The sequence below is a fragment of the Microbacterium sp. F2 genome, assembly GCF_052274505.1.
GTDB lineage: Bacteria > Actinomycetota > Actinomycetes > Actinomycetales > Microbacteriaceae > Microbacterium.
In genome coordinates this window covers 157,059-178,474 of the sequence record NZ_JBNVBV010000002.1, presented here as the reverse complement: position 1 = coordinate 178,474, position 21,416 = coordinate 157,059, and the positions used below count along the sequence as shown (strand labels likewise).

Sequence of the window (21,416 nt, the reverse complement as noted above, 5' to 3'; positions counted from 1 at the left end):
ATGGCGAACATCAAAAAGGGCGACCTGGTTCAGGTCATCTCAGGCCCCACGCCTGAGCGCGGCGGCGACCGCGGCAAGCAGGGCAAGGTCCTCGAGGTCCTCGTCGAGCAGGACCGCGTGATCGTCGAGGGCGTGAACTACGTCACCAAGCACGTCCGCGTCGGTCAGACCCAGCGCGGCACGAAGACTGGCGGTCTCGAGACCATCGAGGCGCCCATCCACATCTCCAACGTCCAGGTCGTGGACCCCGAGACGAAGAAGCCGACCCGTGTCGGTCACCGTGTCGAGGAGCAGGTCAAGGACGGCGTGAAGCGCACGGTTCGCGTGCGGTACGCAAAGAAGTCAGGTAAGGACCTCTGATGAGCACGACCACTGCTGCGCCAGCTGGCAAAATCCAGCCGCGCCTGAAGCAGAAGTACAACGGCGAGATCAAGAAGGCACTGCAGGACGAGTTCGGCTACGCGAACGTCATGCAGATCCCCGGCCTCGTGAAGGTCGTCGTGAACACCGGTGTCGGTGAGGCAGCTCGCGACAGCAAGGTGATCGATGGCGCGGTCGACGACCTCACCAAGATCACCGGTCAGAAGCCGGTCGTTACGAAGGCCCGCAAGTCGATCGCACAGTTCAAGCTGCGCGAGGGACAGGCCATCGGTGCGCACGTGACCCTGCGTGGCGACCGTGCTTGGGAGTTCATCGACCGCCTCGTGAGCCTCGCGCTGCCCCGTATCCGCGACTTCCGTGGACTCTCGGACAAGCAGTTCGACGGCAACGGCAACTACACCTTCGGTGTGCAGGAGCAGTCGATCTTCCACGAGATCAACCAGGACAAGATCGACCGCGTCCGCGGGTTCGACATCACGATCGTGACGTCGGCGAAGACGGATGCAGAAGGTCGTGCTCTCCTGCGTCACCTCGGCTTCCCGTTCCGGGGCACCGAGCAGCAGGCCTAATCAACCTCTGATGTCCCGGGACCTCCGGGGCATCACCACCACAGGTCGGCGTCCGCGTAACGGGCGTCGAAACCTGGTGAACGAAAGAAGAACCCCATGACCATGACAGACCCGGTCGCAGACATGCTGACCCGGCTGCGCAACGCGAACTCGGCGCACCACGACTCCGTGTCGCTGCCGAGCTCGAAGCTCAAGACGCACATCGCCGAGATCCTCAAGCAAGAGGGTTACATCTCGGACTGGTCGGTCGAGGACGCCCGCGTGGGCCAGACCCTGACCATGACCCTCAAGTACGGCCCGAACCGCGAGCGTTCGATCGCGGGCATCAAGCGCGTGTCGAAGCCTGGTCTTCGTGTCTACGCGAAGTCGACCGAGATCCCCACGGTTCTCGGCGGACTCGGTGTTGCGATCCTGTCCACCTCCTCCGGTCTTCTCACCGACCGTCAGGCCGAGCAGAAGGGCGTGGGTGGGGAAGTCCTCGCCTACGTGTGGTGATCTGACATGTCGCGTATTGGACGTCTTCCCATCGACATCCCCGCTGGTGTGACCATCACGGTCGAGGGCCAGGATGTCGCCGTCAAGGGCCCGAAGGGTGAGCTATCGCTCACCGTCGCGCGCCCCATCGAGGTCAAGGTCGAAGAGGGTCAGGTGCTTGTCACCCGTCCCGACGACGAGCGCGAGTCGCGCTCGCTGCACGGCCTGACCCGCACCCTCATCAACAACAACATCATCGGCGTGACCCAGGGCTACACCAAGGGCCTCGAGGTCGTCGGCACCGGTTACCGCGTTGCACAGAAGGGCAGCTCCATCGAGTTCGCCCTCGGCTTCTCGCACCCCGTGCTCGTTGACCCGCCCAGCGGCATCAGCTTCACGGTCGAGGGCAACAACAAGGTCACCGTGAGTGGTATCGACAAGCAGGCCGTCGGTGAGGTTGCTGCCAACATCCGAAAGATCCGTAAGCCGGAGCCCTACAAGGGCAAGGGCATCCGCTACGCAGGCGAGGTCGTGCGTCGCAAGGCCGGAAAGGCTGGTAAGTAACCATGAGCGTCAAGACGAAGTCCGACGCCCGCGCGCGTCGCCACACCCGTCTTCGCAAGAAGGTCGTCGGCACCACCGAGCGTCCGCGCCTGGTCGTCACCCGCTCTGCCCGTCACGTGTTCGTGCAGGTCGTCGACGACAGCAAGGGCCACACGCTGGCCTCGGCATCCACCCTCGAAACCGACCTGCGGTCGTTCGACGGTGACAAGACCGCCAAGGCACGCAAGGTCGGCGAGCTCGTCGCCGAGCGTGCGAAGGCAGCCGGCGTCGCCGACGTCGTGTTCGACCGTGGCGGCAACCGCTACGCGGGACGTGTCGCGGCGATCGCCGACGGCGCCCGCGAAGGAGGTCTGAACCTGTGAGCGAGAACAACAACCCCGTGGAGAACGACGTGACCACTGCCGAGGGCACCGAACCGGTTGCCGAGGCCACTGCGGCCGAGGGCGCCGCGACGACCGAGCGCGAGCGTGAGCCGCGCCGCGGGAGCCGCGAGCGCAACCCCAACCGTGACCGCAACTCGCGTGACCGCGGCGACAACCAGTTCCTGGAGCGTGTCGTCACCATCAACCGTGTCTCGAAGGTCGTGAAGGGTGGACGCCGGTTCAGCTTCACCGCCCTCGTGGTCGTCGGTGACGGCAACGGTGTGGTCGGCGTTGGCTACGGCAAGGCCCGTGAGGTCCCCCTGGCGATCTCGAAGGGTGTCGAAGAGGCCAAGCGCAACTTCTTCCGCGTGCCGCGCTCCGGCTCCACCATCCCGCACCCCGTGCAGGGTGAGGCGGCAGCCGGTGTGGTGCTCCTGCGTCCCGCTGCTGCCGGTACCGGTGTTATCGCCGGTGGTCCGGTGCGTGCGGTGCTCGAGTGCGCCGGCATCCATGACGTTCTGTCGAAGTCGCTCGGCTCGTCGAACACGATCAACATCGTGCACGCGACCGTGGAGGCGCTCCAGCAGCTCGAGGAGCCGCGTTCGGTTGCCGCTCGTCGTGGTCTTGACTTCGACCAGGTCGCTCCGGCTCGTCTCGTCCGTGCCGAAGCTGAGGCTACGGCCGCACAGAAGGTAGGTGCCTGATGGCTGCTCGGCTGAAGGTAACCCAGGTCAAGTCCAAGGTGAGCGAGAAGCAGAACCAGCGTGACACGCTGCGCTCGCTCGGTCTCAAGCGGATCGGCGACTCGGTCGTCCGTCCCGACGACGCGCAGACGCGCGGCTACGTCAAGACCGTCGCTCACCTCGTGAAGGTTGAGGAGATCGACTAATGGCAGACAACGAAAACGTCGAGGCTGCAGAAGCAGTAGCCGCGGCGCCCAAGAAGGCCCCGGCTCGCAAGGCTCCGGCCAAGGCTGCTGCCGACGCGCCCGCCGAGAAGAAGGCGCCCGCGCGCAAGGCTCCGGCCAAGGCTGCTGCTGACAGCGAAGCCCCGGCCGAGAAGGCAGCGCCCGCCAAGAAGGCTCCGGCTAAGGCGGCGGCGAAGAAGGATGTCGCACCCGCGACCCGTCCCGGTGTGCTCAAGGTGCACCACCTTCGTCCGGTCCCCGGCGCCAACACGGCAAAGACCCGGGTTGGCCGCGGTGAAGGCTCGAAGGGTAAGACTGCGGGCCGTGGCACCAAGGGCACGAAGGCCCGCTACCAGGTCAAGGTCGGTTTCGAGGGTGGGCAGATGCCGCTGCACATGCGCACCCCGAAGCTCCGCGGTTTCAAGAACCCGTTCCGCGTGGAGTACCAGGTCGTGAACCTTTCGACGCTGGCCGAGCTCTACCCGAAGGGTGGCGAGGTCACTGTCAGTGACCTCGTGGCCAAGGGCGCAGTTCGCAAGAACGAGAAGGTCAAGGTCCTCGGTGACGGCGACATCTCGGTCAAGCTCACCGTGACCGTCGACAAGGTTTCGGGTTCGGCCGAGCAGAAGATCGTCGCTGCCGGCGGGTCCGTCGCGACCGCCGCCTCGGCGAAGTAGTACCTGGAAAGAGGGGCCGGAGAGATCTCCGGCCCCTCTTTCGGTTAGCCTGGACGTTGGCGCGCCCGAGCGTGTCGGCATCCCCCTTGGAGGAATCCTCTTGTTCAGCGCCATCGCGCGGGTGTTCCGCACTCCCGACCTTCGTCGCAAGATCGGGTTCACCCTGGCCATCATCGCCCTGTATCGCTTCGGTGCGCACGTCCCGACCCCGTTCGTGGACTTCCCCAACGTGCAGCAGTGTCTTCGGGACTCGACCGGCACTGAGGGTCTGCTCGCTCTCGTCAACCTGTTCTCCGGTGGTGCTCTCCTCCAGCTGTCGATCTTCGCGCTGGGTGTCATGCCCTACATCACCGCGACGATCATCGTGCAGCTGTTGCGCGTGGTCATCCCGCACTTCGAAGCGCTCTACAAGGAGGGCCAGGCTGGGCAGGCGAAGCTCACCCAGTACACCCGCTACCTGACGATCGCCCTCGCGCTCCTGCAGTCGACGACGCTTGTCACCGTTGCCCGCAGCGGTCAGCTGTTCGGCACGTCGAGCGTGCCCGAGTGCCAGCAGCTGCTCACCAACGATGCTTGGTGGGCGCAGTTGCTCATGATCATCACGATGACAGCCGGTACCGGCCTCATCATGTGGTTCGCCGAGCTCGTTACCGAGCGCGGAATCGGCAACGGAATGTCGATCCTGATCTTCACCTCGATCGCTGCCGCCTTCCCCGCCTCGCTGTGGGCGATCTGGCAGTCGCGCGGTTTCGAGACGTTCTTGCTCGTCGTCGCCGTCGGAATCGTCGTGGTCGGGCTCGTGGTGTTCGTCGAACAATCCCAGCGCCGCATCCCGGTCCAGTACGCGAAGCGGATGGTGGGTCGTCGCACATACGGGGGAACCAACACGTACATCCCGATCAAGGTCAACATGGCCGGCGTCGTGCCCGTCATCTTCGCTTCGTCGCTGCTGTACATTCCGGCGCTCATCGCCCAGTTCAACCAGCCCGCCGCGGGGGAGACCGCAGCCCCCTGGGTCGTGTGGATCAGCAACAACCTCACCAACGGTGACAGCCCGATCTACATGCTCGTGTACTTCCTGCTCATCGTCGGCTTCACCTACTTCTACGTCGCGATCACCTTCAACCCGGTCGAGGTCGCCGACAACATGAAGAAGTACGGCGGGTTCATTCCCGGCATCCGTGCTGGCCGCCCGACTGCCGAGTACCTCGACTACGTGCTCACCCGCATCACTCTTCCCGGCTCGATGTACCTGGGTCTGATCGCTCTGCTTCCGCTGTTCGCGCTGGCGCTGGTCGGGGCGAACCAGAACTTCCCGTTCGGCGGGGCCTCCATCCTGATCATCGTCGGCGTGGGCCTTGAGACCGTGAAGCAGATCGACGCACAGCTGCAGCAGCGACACTACGAAGGGCTCCTCCGATGACGCGCTCCGCCGACCTTCCCTCCGCTCGCCTGCTGATCGTCGGGCCGCAGGGCTCGGGTAAAGGCACGCAGGGGGTTCGCGTGGGCGAAGCGCTCTCGATCCCCGTGATCTCGACCGGAGACGTCTTCCGCGCCAACGTGAGCGCCGGAACGCCGCTCGGTCAGCAGGTCAAGGCGATCATCGAAGCCGGCGATCTTGTGCCCGATTCCCTCACGAGCGAGATCGTGCGTGACCGCCTCACGCAGGATGACGCGAGCAATGGCTTCCTGCTGGACGGCTATCCCCGCAACCTCGGTCAGGTCGGTGACCTCGATACGTTCCTCGAGGGCCGCGGCCAGGCACTGGACGCCGTTATCGAGCTCTCTGTTCCGCGCGATGAGTCGATCGCCCGCCTGAGCCAGCGTGCGATCGAGCAGGGGCGGACCGATGACACCGAAGAGGTCATCGCCAACCGGCTTGCCATCTACGAGCGTGAGACCGCGCCCATCCTGGACGTGTATCGCGAGCGGGGGATCGTCGACGCAATCGATGGCGTCGGCTCGCTCGACGAGATCGCTGACCGTATCGCCGCCGCCCTTGCGGCGCGCGGCATCACCGGCTGACCGGGCGTCGTGCTGCGTCGATCGATCTACAAGACCCCCGCTCAGTTGCGAGCGATGGTCGAGCCGGGGCTGATCACTGCCGCTGCCCTGGATGCGGTTCGCGAGCTCGCCGCGCCGGGAGTCACGACGCTCGAGCTGGATGCCGCGGCATCCGCGGTGATCACCGGTCGAGGCGCGCGTTCGAACTTCCAGCTCGTGCGCGGCTATCGGCATACGGTGTGCGCGTCGGTGAACGAGCAGGTTGTGCACGGCATTCCGGGCGGGTATGTCCTGCAGCCGGGTGACATCCTCTCGGTTGATGCCGGAGCCGAGTATCACGGCTGGAACGGGGACTCCGCGTTCACCGTCGTCTTGGCAGACCCCGATCGACCAGAGCTCGTGGCGGCACGGCAGCAGCTCTCGGATGTCACGCGCGGATCGCTCTGGGCCGGCGTCGCTGCCCTCGCGAAGGCGTCGCACGTCGGTGAGGTCGGAGCGGCGATCGAGAGCTATGTCGAAGATCACGCGCCCGAAAGCGGGTACGGCATTCTGCGGGACTACATCGGGCACGGGATCGGTCGGAAGATGCACGAGGCGCCCCCCGTGTTCAACTACCGCACGAGCGACCCGGGGGCCGAGGTGAGACCGGGTCTCGTGCTGGCCATCGAGCCCATGGTCGTCGCCGGCGATCAAGCGACGTTCGTCGAGGATGACGACTGGACAGTTTCGACCGTCGACGGCACGGACGGCTCACATTGGGAACATAGCGTTGCCGTGCACGATGGTGGTATCTGGGTGCTGACGGCGCCCGATGGCGGCGCCGCGGAGCTCGCTCCGTTCGGTGTCACCCCGCAACCGATCGCCGGGGCCTGAGCGGCGCACGCTGGCAGGCCCGACGGACACACAGCATCCGGAGGAAGCAAACATGGCGGCTACCGCGAAATCGAACAACTCTTTCGCGATCTGGGTCAGCGTCGCAGTCGTGGCAGTGCTGGTACTGGTCGGAGTTCTCGTGGTGTGGATGAACAACACGGCATCGGCTCCGGGTCCGGTTCCCGCTGCCGCGAACATCAACACCGAGACCGGGGGGATCGCGGTCGGTACCGGTGCGAACTCCGTCGACACCTACGTCGACTTCATGTGCCCCTACTGCAACCAGTTCGAGCAGGCCGAGGGTGAGGCCATTCAGCAACTCATCGATGACGGGTCGATCACTCTGAACGTCCACCCGGTCTCGATCCTCGACCGCGCATCGCAGGGCACGAAGTTCTCGACGAGGTCCGCGAGTGCCGCGTACTGTGTCGCCGAGTCGGATCCGGATGCGCTGCTGGACTTCATCACTGCCATGTACGCCCAGCAGCCGGCCGAGTCCTCGCCGGGACTGACCGATGACGAGATCGTCGCGATCGCTGAGGGCGCGGGAGCCACGAACTCCAGTTCCTGCATCACGGACGGCACGTACATGGACTTCGCGACGGCGATGACCCAGAACCTGCCGACGAACCCTGCCACGGGCGGGGCGAGCACGCCGACGCTCGTCGTCAACGGAGAGTACGTGACGGTGACCTACGACCCGCAGACCGACATCGTCGCTCGCTTGAACTGAGCGCGACCAGGACCACGCCGCCGAGCGCCCGCAGCAACGGGCACAGACACAGCACCGGAGGAAGACACCATGGCAGCGCCCGCACAGAAGAACAACTATTTCGCCATCTGGATCAGCGTCGCCGTGGTTGCGGCGCTGGTTCTGGTGGGTGCCCTCGTGGTGTGGATGAACAACACCGCCGCGGCTCCGGGTGCTGCACCGGAAGGGCCGGGCATCAACTCGTCGACCGGTGCGATCGCGGTCGGTGACGGTGCTGACGAGGTCGACGTCTGGTTTGACTTCTACTGCCCCCACTGCCAGGACTTCGAGGATGTCTATGGTCCGACGCTCGACGAGCTCGTCACCTCGGGCGACATCACCCTGAACCTGCATCCTGTCGCGCTGTCGGGCCTGAATTCGGCATCCGGAACCGACTTCTCGAAGCGCTCGGCCAGCGCACTCTATTGCGTCGCGACGCAAGACGCTGACGCTGCCTTCGCGTTCACCCAGACGCTGCTGTCGGCAGACGTCACGGGTGCGGGATGGACCGATGAGCAACTCATCGCTCTGGCTGCCGATTCCGGAGTGACCGGGATCGATGAGTGCGTCACCCAGCGTACGTACGTCGATTTCGTCGACGCGCAGACGCGCGCGATTCCCGCGAGCCCGCAGGGTGGGCAGGGGACGCCGACGCTCGTGATCAACGGCGAGTACATCTCCCTCACCGGCGACGTGAACGTCGACATCATTGACCGGCTGAGCTGACACTCTCTTCGCGAAGGATGCCCCCTCGGATCTGGATCCGCGGGGGCATCCTTCGTTTCTGACGGGCGACGCGCCGGTTCGGCGGGGTGACTCTCAGCGACTACCCGCGGTTCTGGATCCGTTCACCTCTGCGTTGCCTTCGGCGGTGAGGCTGGCGGGGCGCCACCGCTCCGAGACACCGGCAGCGAGTTCGGCGCACCATCCCTTGCACCGATCCGCAGGAGTACTCGCCATGCGCCGACGCCTTGCCGCCGCCCTGTCCGTGATCCTCGGGCTCTCGTTCGCCGTCGCCGTTCCTGGGGTTGCCTCTGCCGAGCCGGTCCAGGCTCCACCGGTGGTGATTAACGAGATCCAGCCGGAGGACCCCCAGGGCGCCGCCGACTGGGTCGAGTTCGCCAACACCGGTGAGGTCGACGTCGACCTCAACGGCTGGAAGCTACGCGACGACAAGAACGAGAGCACGATCGGGTCCGGCTACGTCGTTCCCGCTGGCGGATACCTGGTGCTCTCCAAGGACGCAGGCTTCTCCTTCGGTCTCGGCAAGGACGGCGACGAAGTTCACTTGTCGCTTCCCGACGGCACTGTTGTCGACGAATACACGTTCACGAAGCTGCCCGCGGGTGCCGCGAAAGCTTCGTGGGGGCGCTGCCCCGACCTGACCGGAGACTTTGGGCCCACTGCAGCCCAGACTCCGGGTGAAGCGAACGCCTGCGCACCCGACCCCGCGACCTCTTTTGTGATCAACGAGGTCGAGTCCGACGGCGGCGACCCGGCCGACTGGATCGAACTGGCGAACACGTCCTACCTTCCCGTCGACGCGAGCGGGCTCATTCTGCGCGACAACGACGACACCCACACCTTCACGATCCCGACGGGAACCACCATCCCCGCTTACGGCTTCGCCGCCTTCGTCGTGGATGCAGGGCCGTCGGCCTTCGGCCTTGGCAAGGCGGACTCGGCGCGCCTGTTCGCCGCTGACGGGACGACGCTGATCGACCAGACGAGCTGGACCGCGCACGCCGAACAGACCTGGGGGCGATGCCCCGACGGGACGGGGGAGTTCGGGCAGACGCTTTCTGCCACACCCGGTGCCGCCAACGACTGCGCGCCGGCGGAAGGCGGGGACACCCCTGTGGCGGGCGCGGGCGCCATCCGGGTCAACGAGATCGAGTCCAGCGGGGGCAACCCCGGCGACTGGGTCGAGCTGAAGAACATCTCGGACACGGATGTCGATCTGGCTGGTTGGATCCTGAAGGACGACAAGGATGACCACGCCCTGAGGATCCCGGCCGGAACGTCGATCGCCGCGGGTGGGTACACCGTCATCTACACCGACCTCCCGGGTGACGGGTTCGGGCTCGGCGACGGGGATGCGGCACGACTGTTCCTGCCTGACGGCACCACCCTTGTCGACAGCCACTCCTATCCCGCCCACGCGCAGCGCACGACCTGGGGTCGCTGCCCCGACGGTACCGGCGCGTTCGTCGAGACCTACAGCTCGACTCCGGGCGCAGCCAACGACTGCTCGCCGATCCGGATCAACGAGGTTGACTCGAAGGGCGCTGAGCCCCTCGACTGGATCGAGCTCACGAACGCGGGAACGGAGACCGTCGACATCTCCGGCTACATCCTGCGCGACAATGACGACGCGCACGCCGTTGTTATCCCGAACGGAACCACCCTGCAGCCTGGCACCTTCGTGACCATCGACGTCGACGTGCAGGGAGGCTTCGGCCTCGGCGCTGCCGACGCCGCGCGCTTGTTCGCGCCTGACGGGACGACGCTGCTCGACCAGACGAGCTGGAGCGAGCATGCTGACACCTCATGGGCGCGCTGCCCCGATGGCCTTGGAGAGTTCGAGGTCGCTGCATCGGTGACCAAGGGTGCTCCGAACGACTGCATTGGCCTCGTGGCGGCAACGCCATGGCCCGGAGATGCTGGGGTGAGCGCAGTGTCGGGGGCCTCTGCCTTCGGCAAGGACATGAGCGGCCTCGCCTACGAGGCGACCGGCGACGGTCGAGGAACGCTCTGGGCCGTCAACAACGGCACCGGGACGCTCTTCCAGCTCGAATGGAACGCGAGTGCCGGGCAGTGGGTCACGCCGGAAGTCGGTGAGTGGAAGGCGGGCAAGGTCCTGCGCTACCCCGGCGGCTCCGGCGCAGTGGATGCCGAGGGTGTGAGCCTTGTCGCGGGCAACTCGGCGAACGGGGTGTACGTCGCGACGGAGCGAAACAACGACGCCAGCAACGTCAGTAGGCCCTCGGTGCTGCGCTTTGATGTGTCGGCATCGGGAACCGAGCTCATCGCGACCGACGAGTGGAGCCTCGCCTCGCTCCTACCGACGCTTCCCGCCAACGGCGGACTCGAGGGCGCGACCTGGGTGCCGGACTCGGTCTTGGTCGCACAGGGATTCGTCGACCAGAGCACCGGCAAGCCTTACGACCCGGCGATCTACGGCGGGCACGGCGATGGTCTGTTCTTCGTCGGCGTTGAGGGAACGGCGCGCATCTACGCCGTCGCGCTTCAGGAAGCGGGAGCCGCGAGCATCGTCGCCACGATCGATCCGAAGCTCTCGGTGGTAGCCGACGTCACCTGGGATGCGGCGTCCGGGACCCTGTACGCCGTGTGTGACGACGCGTGCGGTGGCGAGATCCACGCGATGCGGGTCGCCGCGGACGGGCCCTACGTCGGTACCTTCCAGAGCGTCGCTGCCTACCTCGCGCCTGCGGGCATGCCTGCGAAGGCTGGCAACGAAGGGTTCGCGATCGGTACGTGCGAGAACGGTGTCGCGCCGGTCTTCTACGCCGACGATGCTGAGACCGACGGGATCTCGCTGCGCGAGGGGCGGATGTACTGCGGGGCGTACCACGGCGGCGACGACGTGCTCCTCAACCTGCTCAATATCAACGACTTCCACGGGCGGATCGATGACAAGACGGTGAAGGTCGCGGGGACGATCGAACAGCTGCGCGCCGCATACGGCCAGGACAACACGCTCTTCCTCTCGGCCGGTGACAACATCGGGGCATCCCTGTTCGCCTCGGCATACGCCGACGACAAGCCCACGATCGACGTCCTGAACGCTCTCGGACTTGCGGCATCCGCTGTCGGGAACCACGAGTTCGACAAGGGTTCGGCTGATCTACTCGGTCGGGTCTCTTCGGCGGCGCAGTTCCCGTACCTCGGTGCCAACGTCTACGCGAAGGGGACGCAGGATCCGGTGCTGCCCGAGTATGCGACCTTTGAGGTGGACGGGCTCACGGTGGCGGTGATTGGCGCCATCACACAGGAGACGCCGTCGCTGGTCTCGCCCGGTGGGATTTCCAGCCTCGACTTCGGGGACCCCGTGGATGCCGTGAATCGCGTCGCTGACCAGCTGACCGACGGCGACGAGGGCAACGGCGAGGCCGAGGTCATCATCGCCGAATACCACGAGGGCTCGGTCGACGGCGTGAAGGAAGGTGCGTCGATCGAAGACGAGATCGCTGCGGGCGGCGCGTTCGCGAAGATCGTGACGCAGACCTCGGCGGCGGTGGACGCGATCTTCACCGGCCACACGCACAAGGAGTACGCGTGGGACGGCCCCATTCCCGGTTCCGACCGGACGCGTCCGGTGCTGCAGACCGGTTCGTACGGCGAGAACATCGGCCAGGTCCGGCTCTGGATCGACCCGGCGACCGGAGCGGTGAACGACTATGACGTGCGCAACGTGGCACGCACGACATCCTCCGATACGACGCTGACGGCCGCGTACCCGCGTGTCGCCGCCGTCAAGACGATCGTGGATGCCGCGCTCGCCGACGCGGCGGTCGTGGGCTCGCAGCAGGTCGGGTCGGTCACCGCCGACATCACGACGGCGTTCGTCGGTGACAAGCGGGATGACCGGTCATCCCAGTCGACGCTCGGAAACCTCGTCGCGGATTCGCTGGTGGCTTCGCTGTCGTCGTCTGAGCGTGGTGGGGCGGAGATCGGTCTGGTCAACCCGGGGGGGCTGCGCAACGAGCTGTACTACGGCGAGGACGGGGTGGTCACGTACGCCGAGGCGAACGCGGTGCTTCCTTTCGTGAACAACCTGTGGACTACGACGCTGACTGGTGCGCAGTTCAAGGCGACGCTGGAGCAGCAGTGGCAGCCCGAGGGCGCGTCGCGTCCGTACCTGCAGCTGGGGGTGTCGGAGAACGTGTTCTACACGTATGACGCGTCCCGAGCTAAGGGAGATCGGATCACGGGGATTTGGATCGATGGGCAGCCCATCGTGATGGATGCCCAGTACCGGGTCGGGTCGTTCAGCTTCTTGCTGCAGGGTGGGGACAACTTCACCGCGCTCACGGAGGGAACCGACACCCGTGACTCGGGTCTGATCGACCGCGACGCGTGGATTGACTACCTCAAGAGTCACCGGAACCTGGCGCCGGACTTCGCCTCGCGCAGCGCCCAGGTTCTCGGCGTCCCCGCCACGATCGAGCAGGGCGAGACGTTGACCGCAACGGTGTCGGGCCTCGACATCCGGTCGCTGGGCGCTCCCGCGAACACGACAGCGCTCGTCTCGATCGAAGGCAGCAGCACTGTCTTTGATCCGGTAGCGATCGACGGCGGCGCGGCACAGATCAGCATCACCGTGCCCAAGGACGCTCCGGTGAACTCGGCACTTGTCGTAAACGCCGAGCCATCGGGGACCGTGGTGAGCATTCCCTTGACGGTCATGGGGACACTGACGCCGCTGCCGTCCACCGGTGGCGCCAACCCTCCGGCCGAGGATGACTTGACTCCGGAGACGCAGGGCGCGATCCAGCCGCAGGGCGGGACGACCTTCGAGCAAGGGCAGACGGTGACGATCACGGTCGGCACTCAGTACGCGGGGCAGACCGTGGAGGGCTGGATCTTCTCGACGCCCACCTACCTCGGCACCTCGGTGGTGAGCGCGGCGGGAACCGCGACCTTCACAATCCCCGCGAACCTGCCGGTCGGCACCCACCGCCTGGTGGTCACGGACGCCGCAGGCACGGTGATCGGGTGGACGTACGTTCAGGTCGAAGCGCTCGCCGCGACCGGCGGAACGGCCGAGTCCACGGGTATGCCTCTGCTGCCCTGGGCTGCTGCCCTCATCCTTCTCGGTGGCGCACTTGTCGTCATCCGCCCCCGTCGCGCCCGCCCACGGGTGTGACCGGGCCCCTACCTCCCCGCTGAACCCACACCCTTCTACTCGAGCCCACAGGATTCGTGCGCGAAATCCTGTGGGCTCGGGTCGGGAGCTGTGGGTTCGCGCCTGGGATGGCGGGTTCCTCCCCAGGGCGCGATGAGGCGTGGTTGCTTCGGGATTGCGGACGCGGCGGCTGAGATGCCGTGCGCACGGACAAGACTGCGTGCATGGATGCCGTGCCGCAGAGCCTGGAGCGGTTGTGGGAAGCGCGCGCCGCGATCCTCACCCGAGAGCGGCTGGAGCGCGAGAGTGACTTCACGCACATCCCTGCGCGCGTGGCGGCTGGTGAACTGATCCGGCTCCATTCGGGGCGCTACGCGCGAGCCGACGATACCGGCGGGTTTGTCGAAGACAGGCATCTGCGGGCGATCGCAGCGGTGCACTCGCGGCGACAGACATCCGATGCGCCGTTCTCCCACGCATCGGCGGCGGTTCTCTGGGGATTGCCCCTCTTTCGGTACATCCCCGACGCCGTACATGTCAGCGACTCCCGCCACAACGGAGTCGTGCGGCAAGCCCGGGGTGTAGCCCGACATGAGATCAGCGTGACGGACGACGACATCGTGGTGATCGGTGGCATCACATTCACGTCCCTCGAGCGGACGGTGTTCGACGTTTCGCGGAGCCTGCCGCTCGCAGGCGCCTTGGCTGTCGCTGATGCCGCGCTGCGGCTGGTCGCGTGGGATCCCGACGATCGGGTCTATAACGAGGGCGCAGCATCGGCATGGGCTGCCGGGATGGACGAGCGGATCATTCGTGCGCGGGGCGGGCGCGGCATCCGTCAGGCGCGGTGGATCAACGCCTTCGCGGACGGGCGGGCCCAGCTCCCGGGCGAAAGCGTGAGCAGGCTTCTGCTGCACGACCTCGGGTTTGCTAATCCGCGGCTTCAAGTGCGGCTCGCCGACTCGTCCCACCTGTACTTCGTCGACTTCGGGCTCGATGAGGCGAAGGCGTGGGGCGAGTTCGACGGTGAGGGCAAGTACACGGATGCCCGGTGGCGGGGCGAGCGCACACCGTGGGAGGTGGTGCGGGAGGAGAAGGAACGTGAGGACTGGATCCGCGCGACGACGCACCGCCCCCTCGTCCGGTGGGGGATGCAGCACCTGGCCTCGCCCGTGACGCTTGGCCGGCGGTTGGCCGCGTTCGGCATCCGTCCATCGCGTTAGCCAGCGTGGTCGGATCCGTGAACCCACACGCTCTGGGCCGAACCCCCACGCTTTGGCCGCCGAAACGTGTGGGCTCAGTAGAGAGGGTGTGGGTTCGCGTCCGGGAGCGGGCGACACGCCCGAGGTTGCCGGGGTGTTCACTATCACGTACTATTGATCTTTGGTGCTTTGTGCCTGCCTTGGCGTGTCCGGGTAGAGCGGACCGGCACCGACTCCCATCCACCGCAGACCGACCGGTCTGCATAAGCGTGAGCGAGGCTATGGCCAAAAAAGACGGTGTCATCGAGATCGAGGGCACAGTGTCCGAGGCGCTGCCCAACGCGATGTTTCGCGTTGAGCTGACCAACGGACACAAGGTGCTCGCAACGATCTCGGGAAAGATGCGGCAGAACTACATCCGCATCATCCCCGAGGACCGCGTCGTCGTGGAGCTTTCGCCCTACGACCTCACCCGCGGCCGCATCGTCTACCGCTACCGCTAGGCCGGTCGAGAAGTAACGCCCCGGGCATCCGTGTCCGCCCGGCGAAGACAGCGAACAGGAAACATCATGAAGGTCAACCCCAGCGTCAAGCCCATCTGTGACCACTGCAAGGTCATCCGCCGCCACGGCAACGTGATGGTGATCTGCAAGTCCAACCCGCGCCACAAGCAGCGCCAGGGCTGAGACGCCACAAGCTTCACAACTCCATACACAGAGGCAGGGTCAGAACCCGTATCCGGATGCCGGATGCGGGGGACACCTCGGGACGAAGGCCCGGGCACCGATTCTGCTCCACACCTTCGACATACTCCGCGGGGAAACCCGGGGGAAAGAGAGAACCGACATGGCACGTCTTGCCGGTGTCGACATCCCGCGCGATAAGCGCGTGGTGATCGCCCTCACCTACATCTACGGCATTGGCCGTACTCGCTCGCACGAGATCCTCGCGGCGACCGAGATCAACGAGGACATCCGCGTGAAGGACCTCACCGACGACCAGCTCGTCGCCCTCCGCGACTACATCGAAGGCACCTACAAGGTTGAGGGTGACCTTCGCCGTGAGGTTGCCGCCGACATCCGCCGCAAGGTCGAGATCGGCTCCTACGAAGGCCTGCGTCACCGCCGCGGCCTGCCCGTGCGTGGACAGCGCACCAAGACGAACGCGCGTACCCGCAAGGGCCCGAAGCGCACCGTCGCCGGCAAGAAGAAGGCCGGAAAGAAGTAAGGCGCGGAAGGTTTAGGAGAAAACGCACATGGCTACCCCCAAGTCCGCAGCGCGCAAGCCGCGCCGCAAGGAGAAGAAGAACATCGCCGTGGGCCAGGCCCACATCAAGTCGACGTTCAACAACACGATCGTTTCGATCACCGACCCTTCCGGTGCGGTGATCAGCTGGGCCTCCTCGGGTGGCGTCGGCTTCAAGGGCTCGCGCAAGTCGACGCCCTACGCCGCCGGCATGGCTGCCGAGTCTGCTGCCCGTCAGGCACAGGAGCACGGCGTCAAGAAGGTCGACGTCTTCGTCAAGGGACCGGGTTCGGGTCGTGAGACCGCGATCCGCTCGCTGACGGCAGCTGGCCTCGAGGTCGGCTCGATCCAGGACGTCACGCCCCAGGCGCACAACGGCTGCCGCCCGCCCAAGCGCCGTCGCGTCTGACGACAGCCCCGTTCCGGGCCGGCTCTTTGCCACCCGGGTGAAGCATTTCGGATGCCGGGGCGTGCGCCTGCGCGCCGCGCCCCGGCATCCCCCGAGAAAAACTCAACACCTCACCCATTGCACGTGTCATATAGCGGGCACGTGATCGAAAGGAACACATCGTGCTCATCGCACAGCGTCCCACTCTGACCGAGGAGAAGATCGGGGAGTTCCGCAGCCGTTTCGTCATCGAGCCGCTTGAGCCCGGCTTCGGTTACACGATCGGTAACGCGCTGCGTCGCAGCCTCCTGTCGTCGATCCCCGGCGCCGCCGTCACCAGCATCCGCATCGACGGCGTGCTGCACGAGTTCAGCACCATTCCGGGTGTCAAGGAGGATGTCACCGAGATCATCCTCAACATCAAGCAGCTGGTCGTCTCCAGCGAGCGCGACGAGCCCATCACCGCGTACCTGCGCAAGACCGGCGCCGGTGAGGTCACCGCCGCCGACATCTCGGCTCCTGCGGGTGTCGAGGTCCACAACCCCGAGCTCGTCATCGCGACCCTCAACGAGACCGCGAAGTTCGAGCTCGAGCTGACGATCGAGCGTGGCCGTGGTTACGTCTCGGCGACCCAGAACCGCAACGAGTACGCCGAGAGCGGTCAGATCCCGATCGACTCGATCTACTCGCCGGTGCTCAAGGTCAGCTACCGCGTCGACGCGACGCGTGCCGGTGAGCGCACCGACTTCGACAAGCTCATCCTGGATGTCGAGTCCAAGCCCTCCATCGCCCCGCGTGACGCCGTCGCTTCGGCTGGTCGTACGCTGACCGAGCTGTTCGGCCTCGCCCGCGAGCTGAACGTCGAGGCCGAGGGTATCGAGATCGGCCCCGCGCCGGTCGAGACCGTCATGTCGAACGAGCTGTCGATGCCGATCGAAGACCTCGACCTGTCGGTCCGGTCTTACAACTGCCTCAAGCGCGAGGGCATCAACACCGTCTCGGAGCTCGTTGCCCTCTCGGAGACGCAGCTCATGAACATCCGCAACTTCGGCCAGAAGTCGGTCGATGAGGTTCGCGACAAGCTCATCTCTCTCGGGTTGAGCCTGAAGGACTCGGTTCCCGGGTTCGATGGCGCGCACTTCTACGGCGGCTACGACGACGAGACCGTCTGACCGGTACCCGAAACGGATGCCGCGGCATCCTGACCGACTTTCTCTGGAGTAACTGACATGCCCAAGCCCACCAAGGGTCCCCGCCTCGGAGGCGGCCCCGCCCACGAACGCCTGCTGCTCGCGAACCTCGCCGCCGCTCTGTTCACCCACAAGTCGATCAAGACGACCGAGACCAAGGCCAAGCGCCTGCGTCCCCTCGCCGAGCGCCTGATCACCTTCGCCAAGCGCGGTGACCTGCACGCGCGTCGTCGGGTGCTCTCGGTCATCGGTGACAAGGAAGTTGTGCACGTCCTGTTCGCCGAGATCGCGCCGCTGGTCGCCGAGCGTGAGGGTGGCTACACCCGCATCACGAAGGTCGGCAACCGGAAGGGTGACAACGCCCCGATGGCGGTCATCGAGCTCGTTCTGGAGCCCGTGAACCCGAAGCCGAAGTCGGCGAAGAAGGCTGCTCCGGCTGCCGCTGCGCCGGCTGCCGAAGAGGCTCCCGCTGCGGAAGAGGCTCCCGCTGAGGAGGCTCCTGTTGAGGAGGCTCCTGCCGCCGAGGCCCCGGAAGAGTCCACCGACGCGGCAGCGGATGCCGGTGCCGAGTCGTCCGAGGAGGGCGCCGCCGCTGAGGCCGCCGCCGAGGACGCTGTTGTCGAGGACGACGCCAAGTAAAACCTCCAGCCTGCGCCGCATCCGTGGCGTAGACGGATCACACACCGCATCCTCGGTGTGACACCCCGTGTTAGGGGGAGTCTCACCGAGGATGCGGTGTTTCACGTGTGTGGAGCGCGTGCGTAGGGTGGGACGGTGACCGAGAGCACCTTGCCTGCGCCGATTCCTGAGAACGCCGCGCCGACGGATGTGCGGCCGCTGTCGGAGCGCGTCGGAGCGCCCGAGACGGTCGCCGAGATCCAGCATCCGGATGTCGCCACCTGGCGCCCCGCAACGCGAGCGGATCTCGACGAGATGGTGGTCCTGGTCGACGCCTGCGACAGGGTCGATCATCCGACGTGGTTGACGCCGCGCGAGGACGTCGAAGAGATCTTCGAGCTTTCGCACATCGACCCCGAGCGTCATACGCGACTGGGTTTCACAGCTGACGGTGACCTCGTCGCCATGGCAGGCATCCTGGTGCATCCGTCCCAGGACAAGCACGTCTACGTTTACTGCACCGGCATGGTGCACCCGCACTGGCGCCGCTGCGGCATCGGCACAGAGGTACTGCGCTGGGAGTACGAGACCGCCCAGACCGAACTGGCGCAGACGGATGCCGAACTCCCGGGTGCGATCTTCCTTCACGCGTACGAGCACGATGCTGACGCTCGGGCGCTGGGTGCGCGGCGGGGCCTGCCCGAGGAGCGATGGTTCACGACGATGCTTCGCGACCTGAGCGAACCGATCCCCGAGGTGCCGATCGATCTGCGGATCGAGATCTTCGGCCCGCAGTGGCGGGATCCCACGCGCGTGGCGCGCAACGACGCGTTCCGTGACCACTGGGGGAGCCTGGAGACTCCGCCGGAGCGGTGGGCGCGATTCGTGGGCGGTCCGCAGTTCCGCGATGACCTCTCGCGCATCGTCGTCGACGGCGACCGGGTGGTGGCGATGGCCCTGGCAACCGTCAACGAGGATGACTGGGACGTGCAGGGCTACACGTCGGCCTACATCGCGCTGATCGGTGTCGTTCGCGATTATCGCGGCAGGCGCCTTGCCCCGGCGGTGATCACCGCGCTGCTGACGGCGGCGCGGGATGCGGGACTTGAGAAGGTGAATCTCGACGTCGATACAGAGAGCCCGACCGGCGCGAACAGCCTGTACGGACGACTCGGGTTCGAGGCCACCGACCGTGAGGTAGCCATGGTTGCCCGGTTCTGACGGTTACGCGCTCCGCGCGACGACCTATTGGGCGATGCGGGCGTCAGCGCGGGTGGCCTCGCGGTACGCGCGGGTCTCGGTGAGGTAGGCGTCGATCGCGCGTTGGTTCTCGGACTGACGGATCGCGGCGAGCACCGTATCGGCGTAAATCTTGCCGCCGGAGGTGCCGGGATGTATGCGGTCACCAGCCAGGTAGTCCACGTGTGGGTCGATGGCCCTCGCCCAGTCGGCGATCACCGTGCCCGGGTGGGCTGCCGCAAAGGCGGTGAGATCGCTGTTGACGCCCGGAATCCAGTCCCGCGGCGCGTATGCGTTCACGAGCACGAGGGTTCTGTCGGCACCCGCGGTCGCTGCGATCCGCTCATAGGCATCGCGGCTGATCGGGCCGTTCGTGCCGAGGGCGATGACGACGTAGCGGCCCAACTGTCCCGTGGCGGCGAGTTGATCGATGATGCCCGGCCCTGCCCACGACGACCGTGAGACTGCGGCATCCACCCGGATGCCGGGAAGCGTGGCGTACAGGGAGGGTGCGGCGGCGAGCATGACCGAGTCGCCGACGGCGGTCACCTGGTCGCCGGAGATCGGCGCCGGTGACGGTGCCGGCGGACGGATGGCGCCGTCAGCGAGCGCGCCAGCAGGTGCTGGTTCATCCGACGGGGGGCGGGCATCCGCCGAGGGTGTCGGGCTCGCGGATGCTGCATCCACGGCTGCCTGGCCTTCGGCGACCACAGCTTCACCGGATGACACGCTCGCTCCCGTGACAGCGCCGGCCACCGTCGCGCACACGAGGGCGGTGGTGGCCAGGCCGCCGACGACGGTGCCCCACAGTGCCCCGGCGTCGACTCCGACCTTGGCCCGGGCCGCACGCCAGGTGCCGCGGAAACCGAGGCGCCGCACCGGTGTTTCGAGGAATCGGTAGGAGGCCTCCGCGATGACGACCGTCAGCGCCAGCGTCACAAGGCCCACCCACACCGGTACTCCCGCCTCCGGTGCGGTGCCCTGGACCGCGGCAACCAGCAGCACGAGCAGGGGCCAGTGCCAGAGGTACAGGCCGTAGGAGCGCTCGCCGATCCACCGCAGGGGGCGGGCATCGAGAGCGTCGCCGAGCCGCGCGTGGGGCCAGACTGCTGCGATGATGGCGATGCCCGACAGGATGCTGGCCCCGGCGATCGTCAGCGGGAACGTGCGGATCGAGTCGGTGGGCGCGAGGAAAGAGAGCACGAGCAGGCCGGCGACGGCGGCGATACCGACGATCTCGGCGCCGCGGCGGACCGCCGTGCGCTGCATCCACAGCGCGGGCGCAGCCAGGGCGTGGTGCAGCACGAACGCGAGTGCGACCCCGAGAAGGATGGCGAAAGCGTGGGAGTCGGTGCCGTAGTACGCGCGACTGACGTTGCCCGTCGAAGCCACGATTTCGCCCATCCACACCGCGGATGCCGCGGCCAGGGCGCCGACCGCTGCAACCCGAGCCCAGGTGCGCGGCAGCAGCAGGATGAGGGGAAGCAGCAGGGGCCAGAGCACGTAGAACTGCTCTTCGATGCCGAGCGACCACAGGTTGCGGAAGAGCTCCGGCGTGGTGCCGCCGAAGTATCCCTCGCCGATGACGATCGCGACCCAGTTGTAGCTGAAGGTGAGGGCGCCGGCGATCTGGGCGCCCAACCGGACCAGAACATCGCCGCCGATGACCCACGCGGCGCTCGAGCAGACGAGCAGGAGCAGGACCAGCGCGGGCAGCAGGCGCCTGGCGCGCCGCCGCCAGAAGTCGACGAGGCTCATCCGGCCGGTCGCGTCGCGCTCGCGAAGGAGGAGGGACGTGATCAGGAAGCCACTGATCACGAAAAAGACATCCACGCCGATGAACCCGCCGACGAACCACCACTGCGGGAACAGGTGGTAGACGACGACGAGGATGACGGCGAGCGCGCGCAGGCCATCCAGGCCAGGCAGTCGGGCGCTCGAGCTGGCGCCCTGGCTGGCGCCGGGCGTGACACCGTGAAGGTCGGTGGGGAGGGGGCTGGACATCGGTAGCTCTGTGGGGTGGTGCGGGTTCGGGCACTCCAGTCTACGTCCGGGCGGGGGGCGTTCCCTGGGGCTGCGCCGGGTGCTGATTAGGCTGAAGTC

23 protein-coding genes are annotated in these 21,416 nt (G+C 66.5%); 22 read left to right on the top strand and 1 reads right to left on the bottom strand.

What is annotated here, in order from left to right:
- The 22 genes from rplX to ACQVDU_RS05825 all read left to right on the top strand — a co-directional run bounded on the left by rplX (position 1) and on the right by ACQVDU_RS05825 (position 19,295).
- Positions 1-360 carry a 50S ribosomal protein L24 gene (gene rplX, locus ACQVDU_RS05930; protein ID WP_228177317.1) on the top strand — a complete coding sequence of 120 codons (360 nt, stop codon included), beginning with the start codon at positions 1-3 and terminating at the stop codon, positions 358-360.
- Positions 360-950, top strand: a complete 591-nt coding sequence (gene rplE, locus ACQVDU_RS05925; protein WP_228177316.1) for a 50S ribosomal protein L5 — start codon at positions 360-362, stop codon at positions 948-950. The genes rplX and rplE overlap by 1 nt, the downstream gene beginning before the upstream one ends.
- A 96-nt stretch (positions 951-1,046) precedes the next feature.
- Positions 1,047-1,445: a 30S ribosomal protein S8 gene (gene rpsH / locus ACQVDU_RS05920; protein WP_179430951.1), complete on the top strand. Its 399-nt coding sequence runs from the start codon at positions 1,047-1,049 to the stop codon at positions 1,443-1,445.
- A gap of 6 nt (positions 1,446-1,451) precedes the next feature.
- Complete coding sequence (gene rplF / locus ACQVDU_RS05915; protein WP_228177315.1) at positions 1,452-1,988, top strand: 50S ribosomal protein L6; 537 nt, start codon at positions 1,452-1,454, stop codon at positions 1,986-1,988.
- A gap of 2 nt (positions 1,989-1,990) precedes the next feature.
- Positions 1,991-2,350 (top strand): 50S ribosomal protein L18, encoded by a 360-nt coding sequence (gene rplR, locus ACQVDU_RS05910; RefSeq protein WP_228177314.1) that lies wholly within the window; start codon positions 1,991-1,993, stop codon positions 2,348-2,350.
- Positions 2,347-3,054, top strand: a complete 708-nt coding sequence (gene rpsE, locus ACQVDU_RS05905) for a 30S ribosomal protein S5 (RefSeq protein WP_292709667.1) — start codon at positions 2,347-2,349, stop codon at positions 3,052-3,054. Before rplR ends, rpsE begins: the two co-directional genes overlap by 4 nt.
- On the top strand, positions 3,054-3,239 hold the full coding sequence (gene rpmD, locus ACQVDU_RS05900) for a 50S ribosomal protein L30 (protein WP_023954062.1): 186 nt from the start codon (positions 3,054-3,056) through the stop codon (positions 3,237-3,239). The genes rpsE and rpmD overlap by 1 nt, the downstream gene beginning before the upstream one ends.
- Entirely contained in the window at positions 3,239-3,934 is a 696-nt protein-coding gene (gene rplO, locus ACQVDU_RS05895) for a 50S ribosomal protein L15 (protein WP_363498300.1), read from the top strand. The genes rpmD and rplO overlap by 1 nt, the downstream gene beginning before the upstream one ends.
- 100 nt (positions 3,935-4,034) lie before the next feature.
- Positions 4,035-5,357 carry a preprotein translocase subunit SecY gene (secY, locus tag ACQVDU_RS05890; protein ID WP_443476526.1) on the top strand — a complete coding sequence of 441 codons (1,323 nt, stop codon included), beginning with the start codon at positions 4,035-4,037 and terminating at the stop codon, positions 5,355-5,357.
- Entirely contained in the window at positions 5,354-5,959 is a 606-nt protein-coding gene (locus ACQVDU_RS05885; RefSeq protein ID WP_443476525.1) for an adenylate kinase, read from the top strand. The genes secY and ACQVDU_RS05885 overlap by 4 nt, the downstream gene beginning before the upstream one ends.
- 9 nt (positions 5,960-5,968) lie before the next feature.
- A complete protein-coding gene (gene map / locus ACQVDU_RS05880; protein WP_443476524.1) occupies positions 5,969-6,811 on the top strand; it encodes a type I methionyl aminopeptidase in 843 nt (280 codons plus the stop codon).
- Positions 6,812-6,863: 52 nt separating this feature from the next.
- The gene (locus ACQVDU_RS05875) at positions 6,864-7,544 is read left to right on the top strand and encodes a DsbA family protein (protein ID WP_443476523.1); all 681 of its coding nucleotides are present in this window, start codon (positions 6,864-6,866) and stop codon (positions 7,542-7,544) included.
- A gap of 69 nt (positions 7,545-7,613) precedes the next feature.
- A complete protein-coding gene (locus tag ACQVDU_RS05870) occupies positions 7,614-8,288 on the top strand; it encodes a DsbA family protein (protein ID WP_443476522.1) in 675 nt (224 codons plus the stop codon).
- A 232-nt stretch (positions 8,289-8,520) separates the two neighbouring features.
- Positions 8,521-13,452, top strand: coding sequence for a lamin tail domain-containing protein (locus tag ACQVDU_RS05865; protein ID WP_443476521.1), 4,932 nt, complete (start codon positions 8,521-8,523; stop codon positions 13,450-13,452).
- 203 nt (positions 13,453-13,655) lie between these two features.
- Complete coding sequence (locus ACQVDU_RS05860) at positions 13,656-14,654, top strand: hypothetical protein (protein WP_443476520.1); 999 nt, start codon at positions 13,656-13,658, stop codon at positions 14,652-14,654.
- Positions 14,655-14,914: 260 nt separating this feature from the next.
- Positions 14,915-15,136 carry a translation initiation factor IF-1 gene (gene infA, locus ACQVDU_RS05855; protein WP_013583992.1) on the top strand — a complete coding sequence of 74 codons (222 nt, stop codon included), beginning with the start codon at positions 14,915-14,917 and terminating at the stop codon, positions 15,134-15,136.
- Positions 15,137-15,202: 66 nt separating this feature from the next.
- Complete coding sequence (gene rpmJ / locus ACQVDU_RS05850; RefSeq protein WP_022893853.1) at positions 15,203-15,319, top strand: 50S ribosomal protein L36; 117 nt, start codon at positions 15,203-15,205, stop codon at positions 15,317-15,319.
- A 160-nt stretch (positions 15,320-15,479) separates the two neighbouring features.
- Positions 15,480-15,860 carry a 30S ribosomal protein S13 gene (rpsM, locus tag ACQVDU_RS05845; protein ID WP_292709693.1) on the top strand — a complete coding sequence of 127 codons (381 nt, stop codon included), beginning with the start codon at positions 15,480-15,482 and terminating at the stop codon, positions 15,858-15,860.
- A 28-nt stretch (positions 15,861-15,888) separates the two neighbouring features.
- Positions 15,889-16,287 (top strand): 30S ribosomal protein S11, encoded by a 399-nt coding sequence (rpsK, locus tag ACQVDU_RS05840; RefSeq protein WP_228177304.1) that lies wholly within the window; start codon positions 15,889-15,891, stop codon positions 16,285-16,287.
- A 161-nt stretch (positions 16,288-16,448) separates the two neighbouring features.
- A complete protein-coding gene (locus ACQVDU_RS05835; protein WP_195692956.1) occupies positions 16,449-17,438 on the top strand; it encodes a DNA-directed RNA polymerase subunit alpha in 990 nt (329 codons plus the stop codon).
- A 57-nt stretch (positions 17,439-17,495) separates the two neighbouring features.
- Entirely contained in the window at positions 17,496-18,095 is a 600-nt protein-coding gene (gene rplQ / locus ACQVDU_RS05830) for a 50S ribosomal protein L17 (RefSeq protein WP_443476519.1), read from the top strand.
- Between the two features lie 135 nt (positions 18,096-18,230).
- Entirely contained in the window at positions 18,231-19,295 is a 1,065-nt protein-coding gene (locus tag ACQVDU_RS05825) for a GNAT family N-acetyltransferase (protein WP_443476518.1), read from the top strand.
- A 24-nt stretch (positions 19,296-19,319) separates the two neighbouring features.
- Here ACQVDU_RS05825 and ACQVDU_RS05820 read toward each other — a convergent pair whose 3' ends face one another.
- Positions 19,320-21,317, bottom strand: coding sequence for an acyltransferase family protein (locus ACQVDU_RS05820; RefSeq protein WP_443476517.1), 1,998 nt, complete (start codon positions 21,315-21,317; stop codon positions 19,320-19,322).
- Positions 21,318-21,416 lie beyond the last annotated feature (99 nt).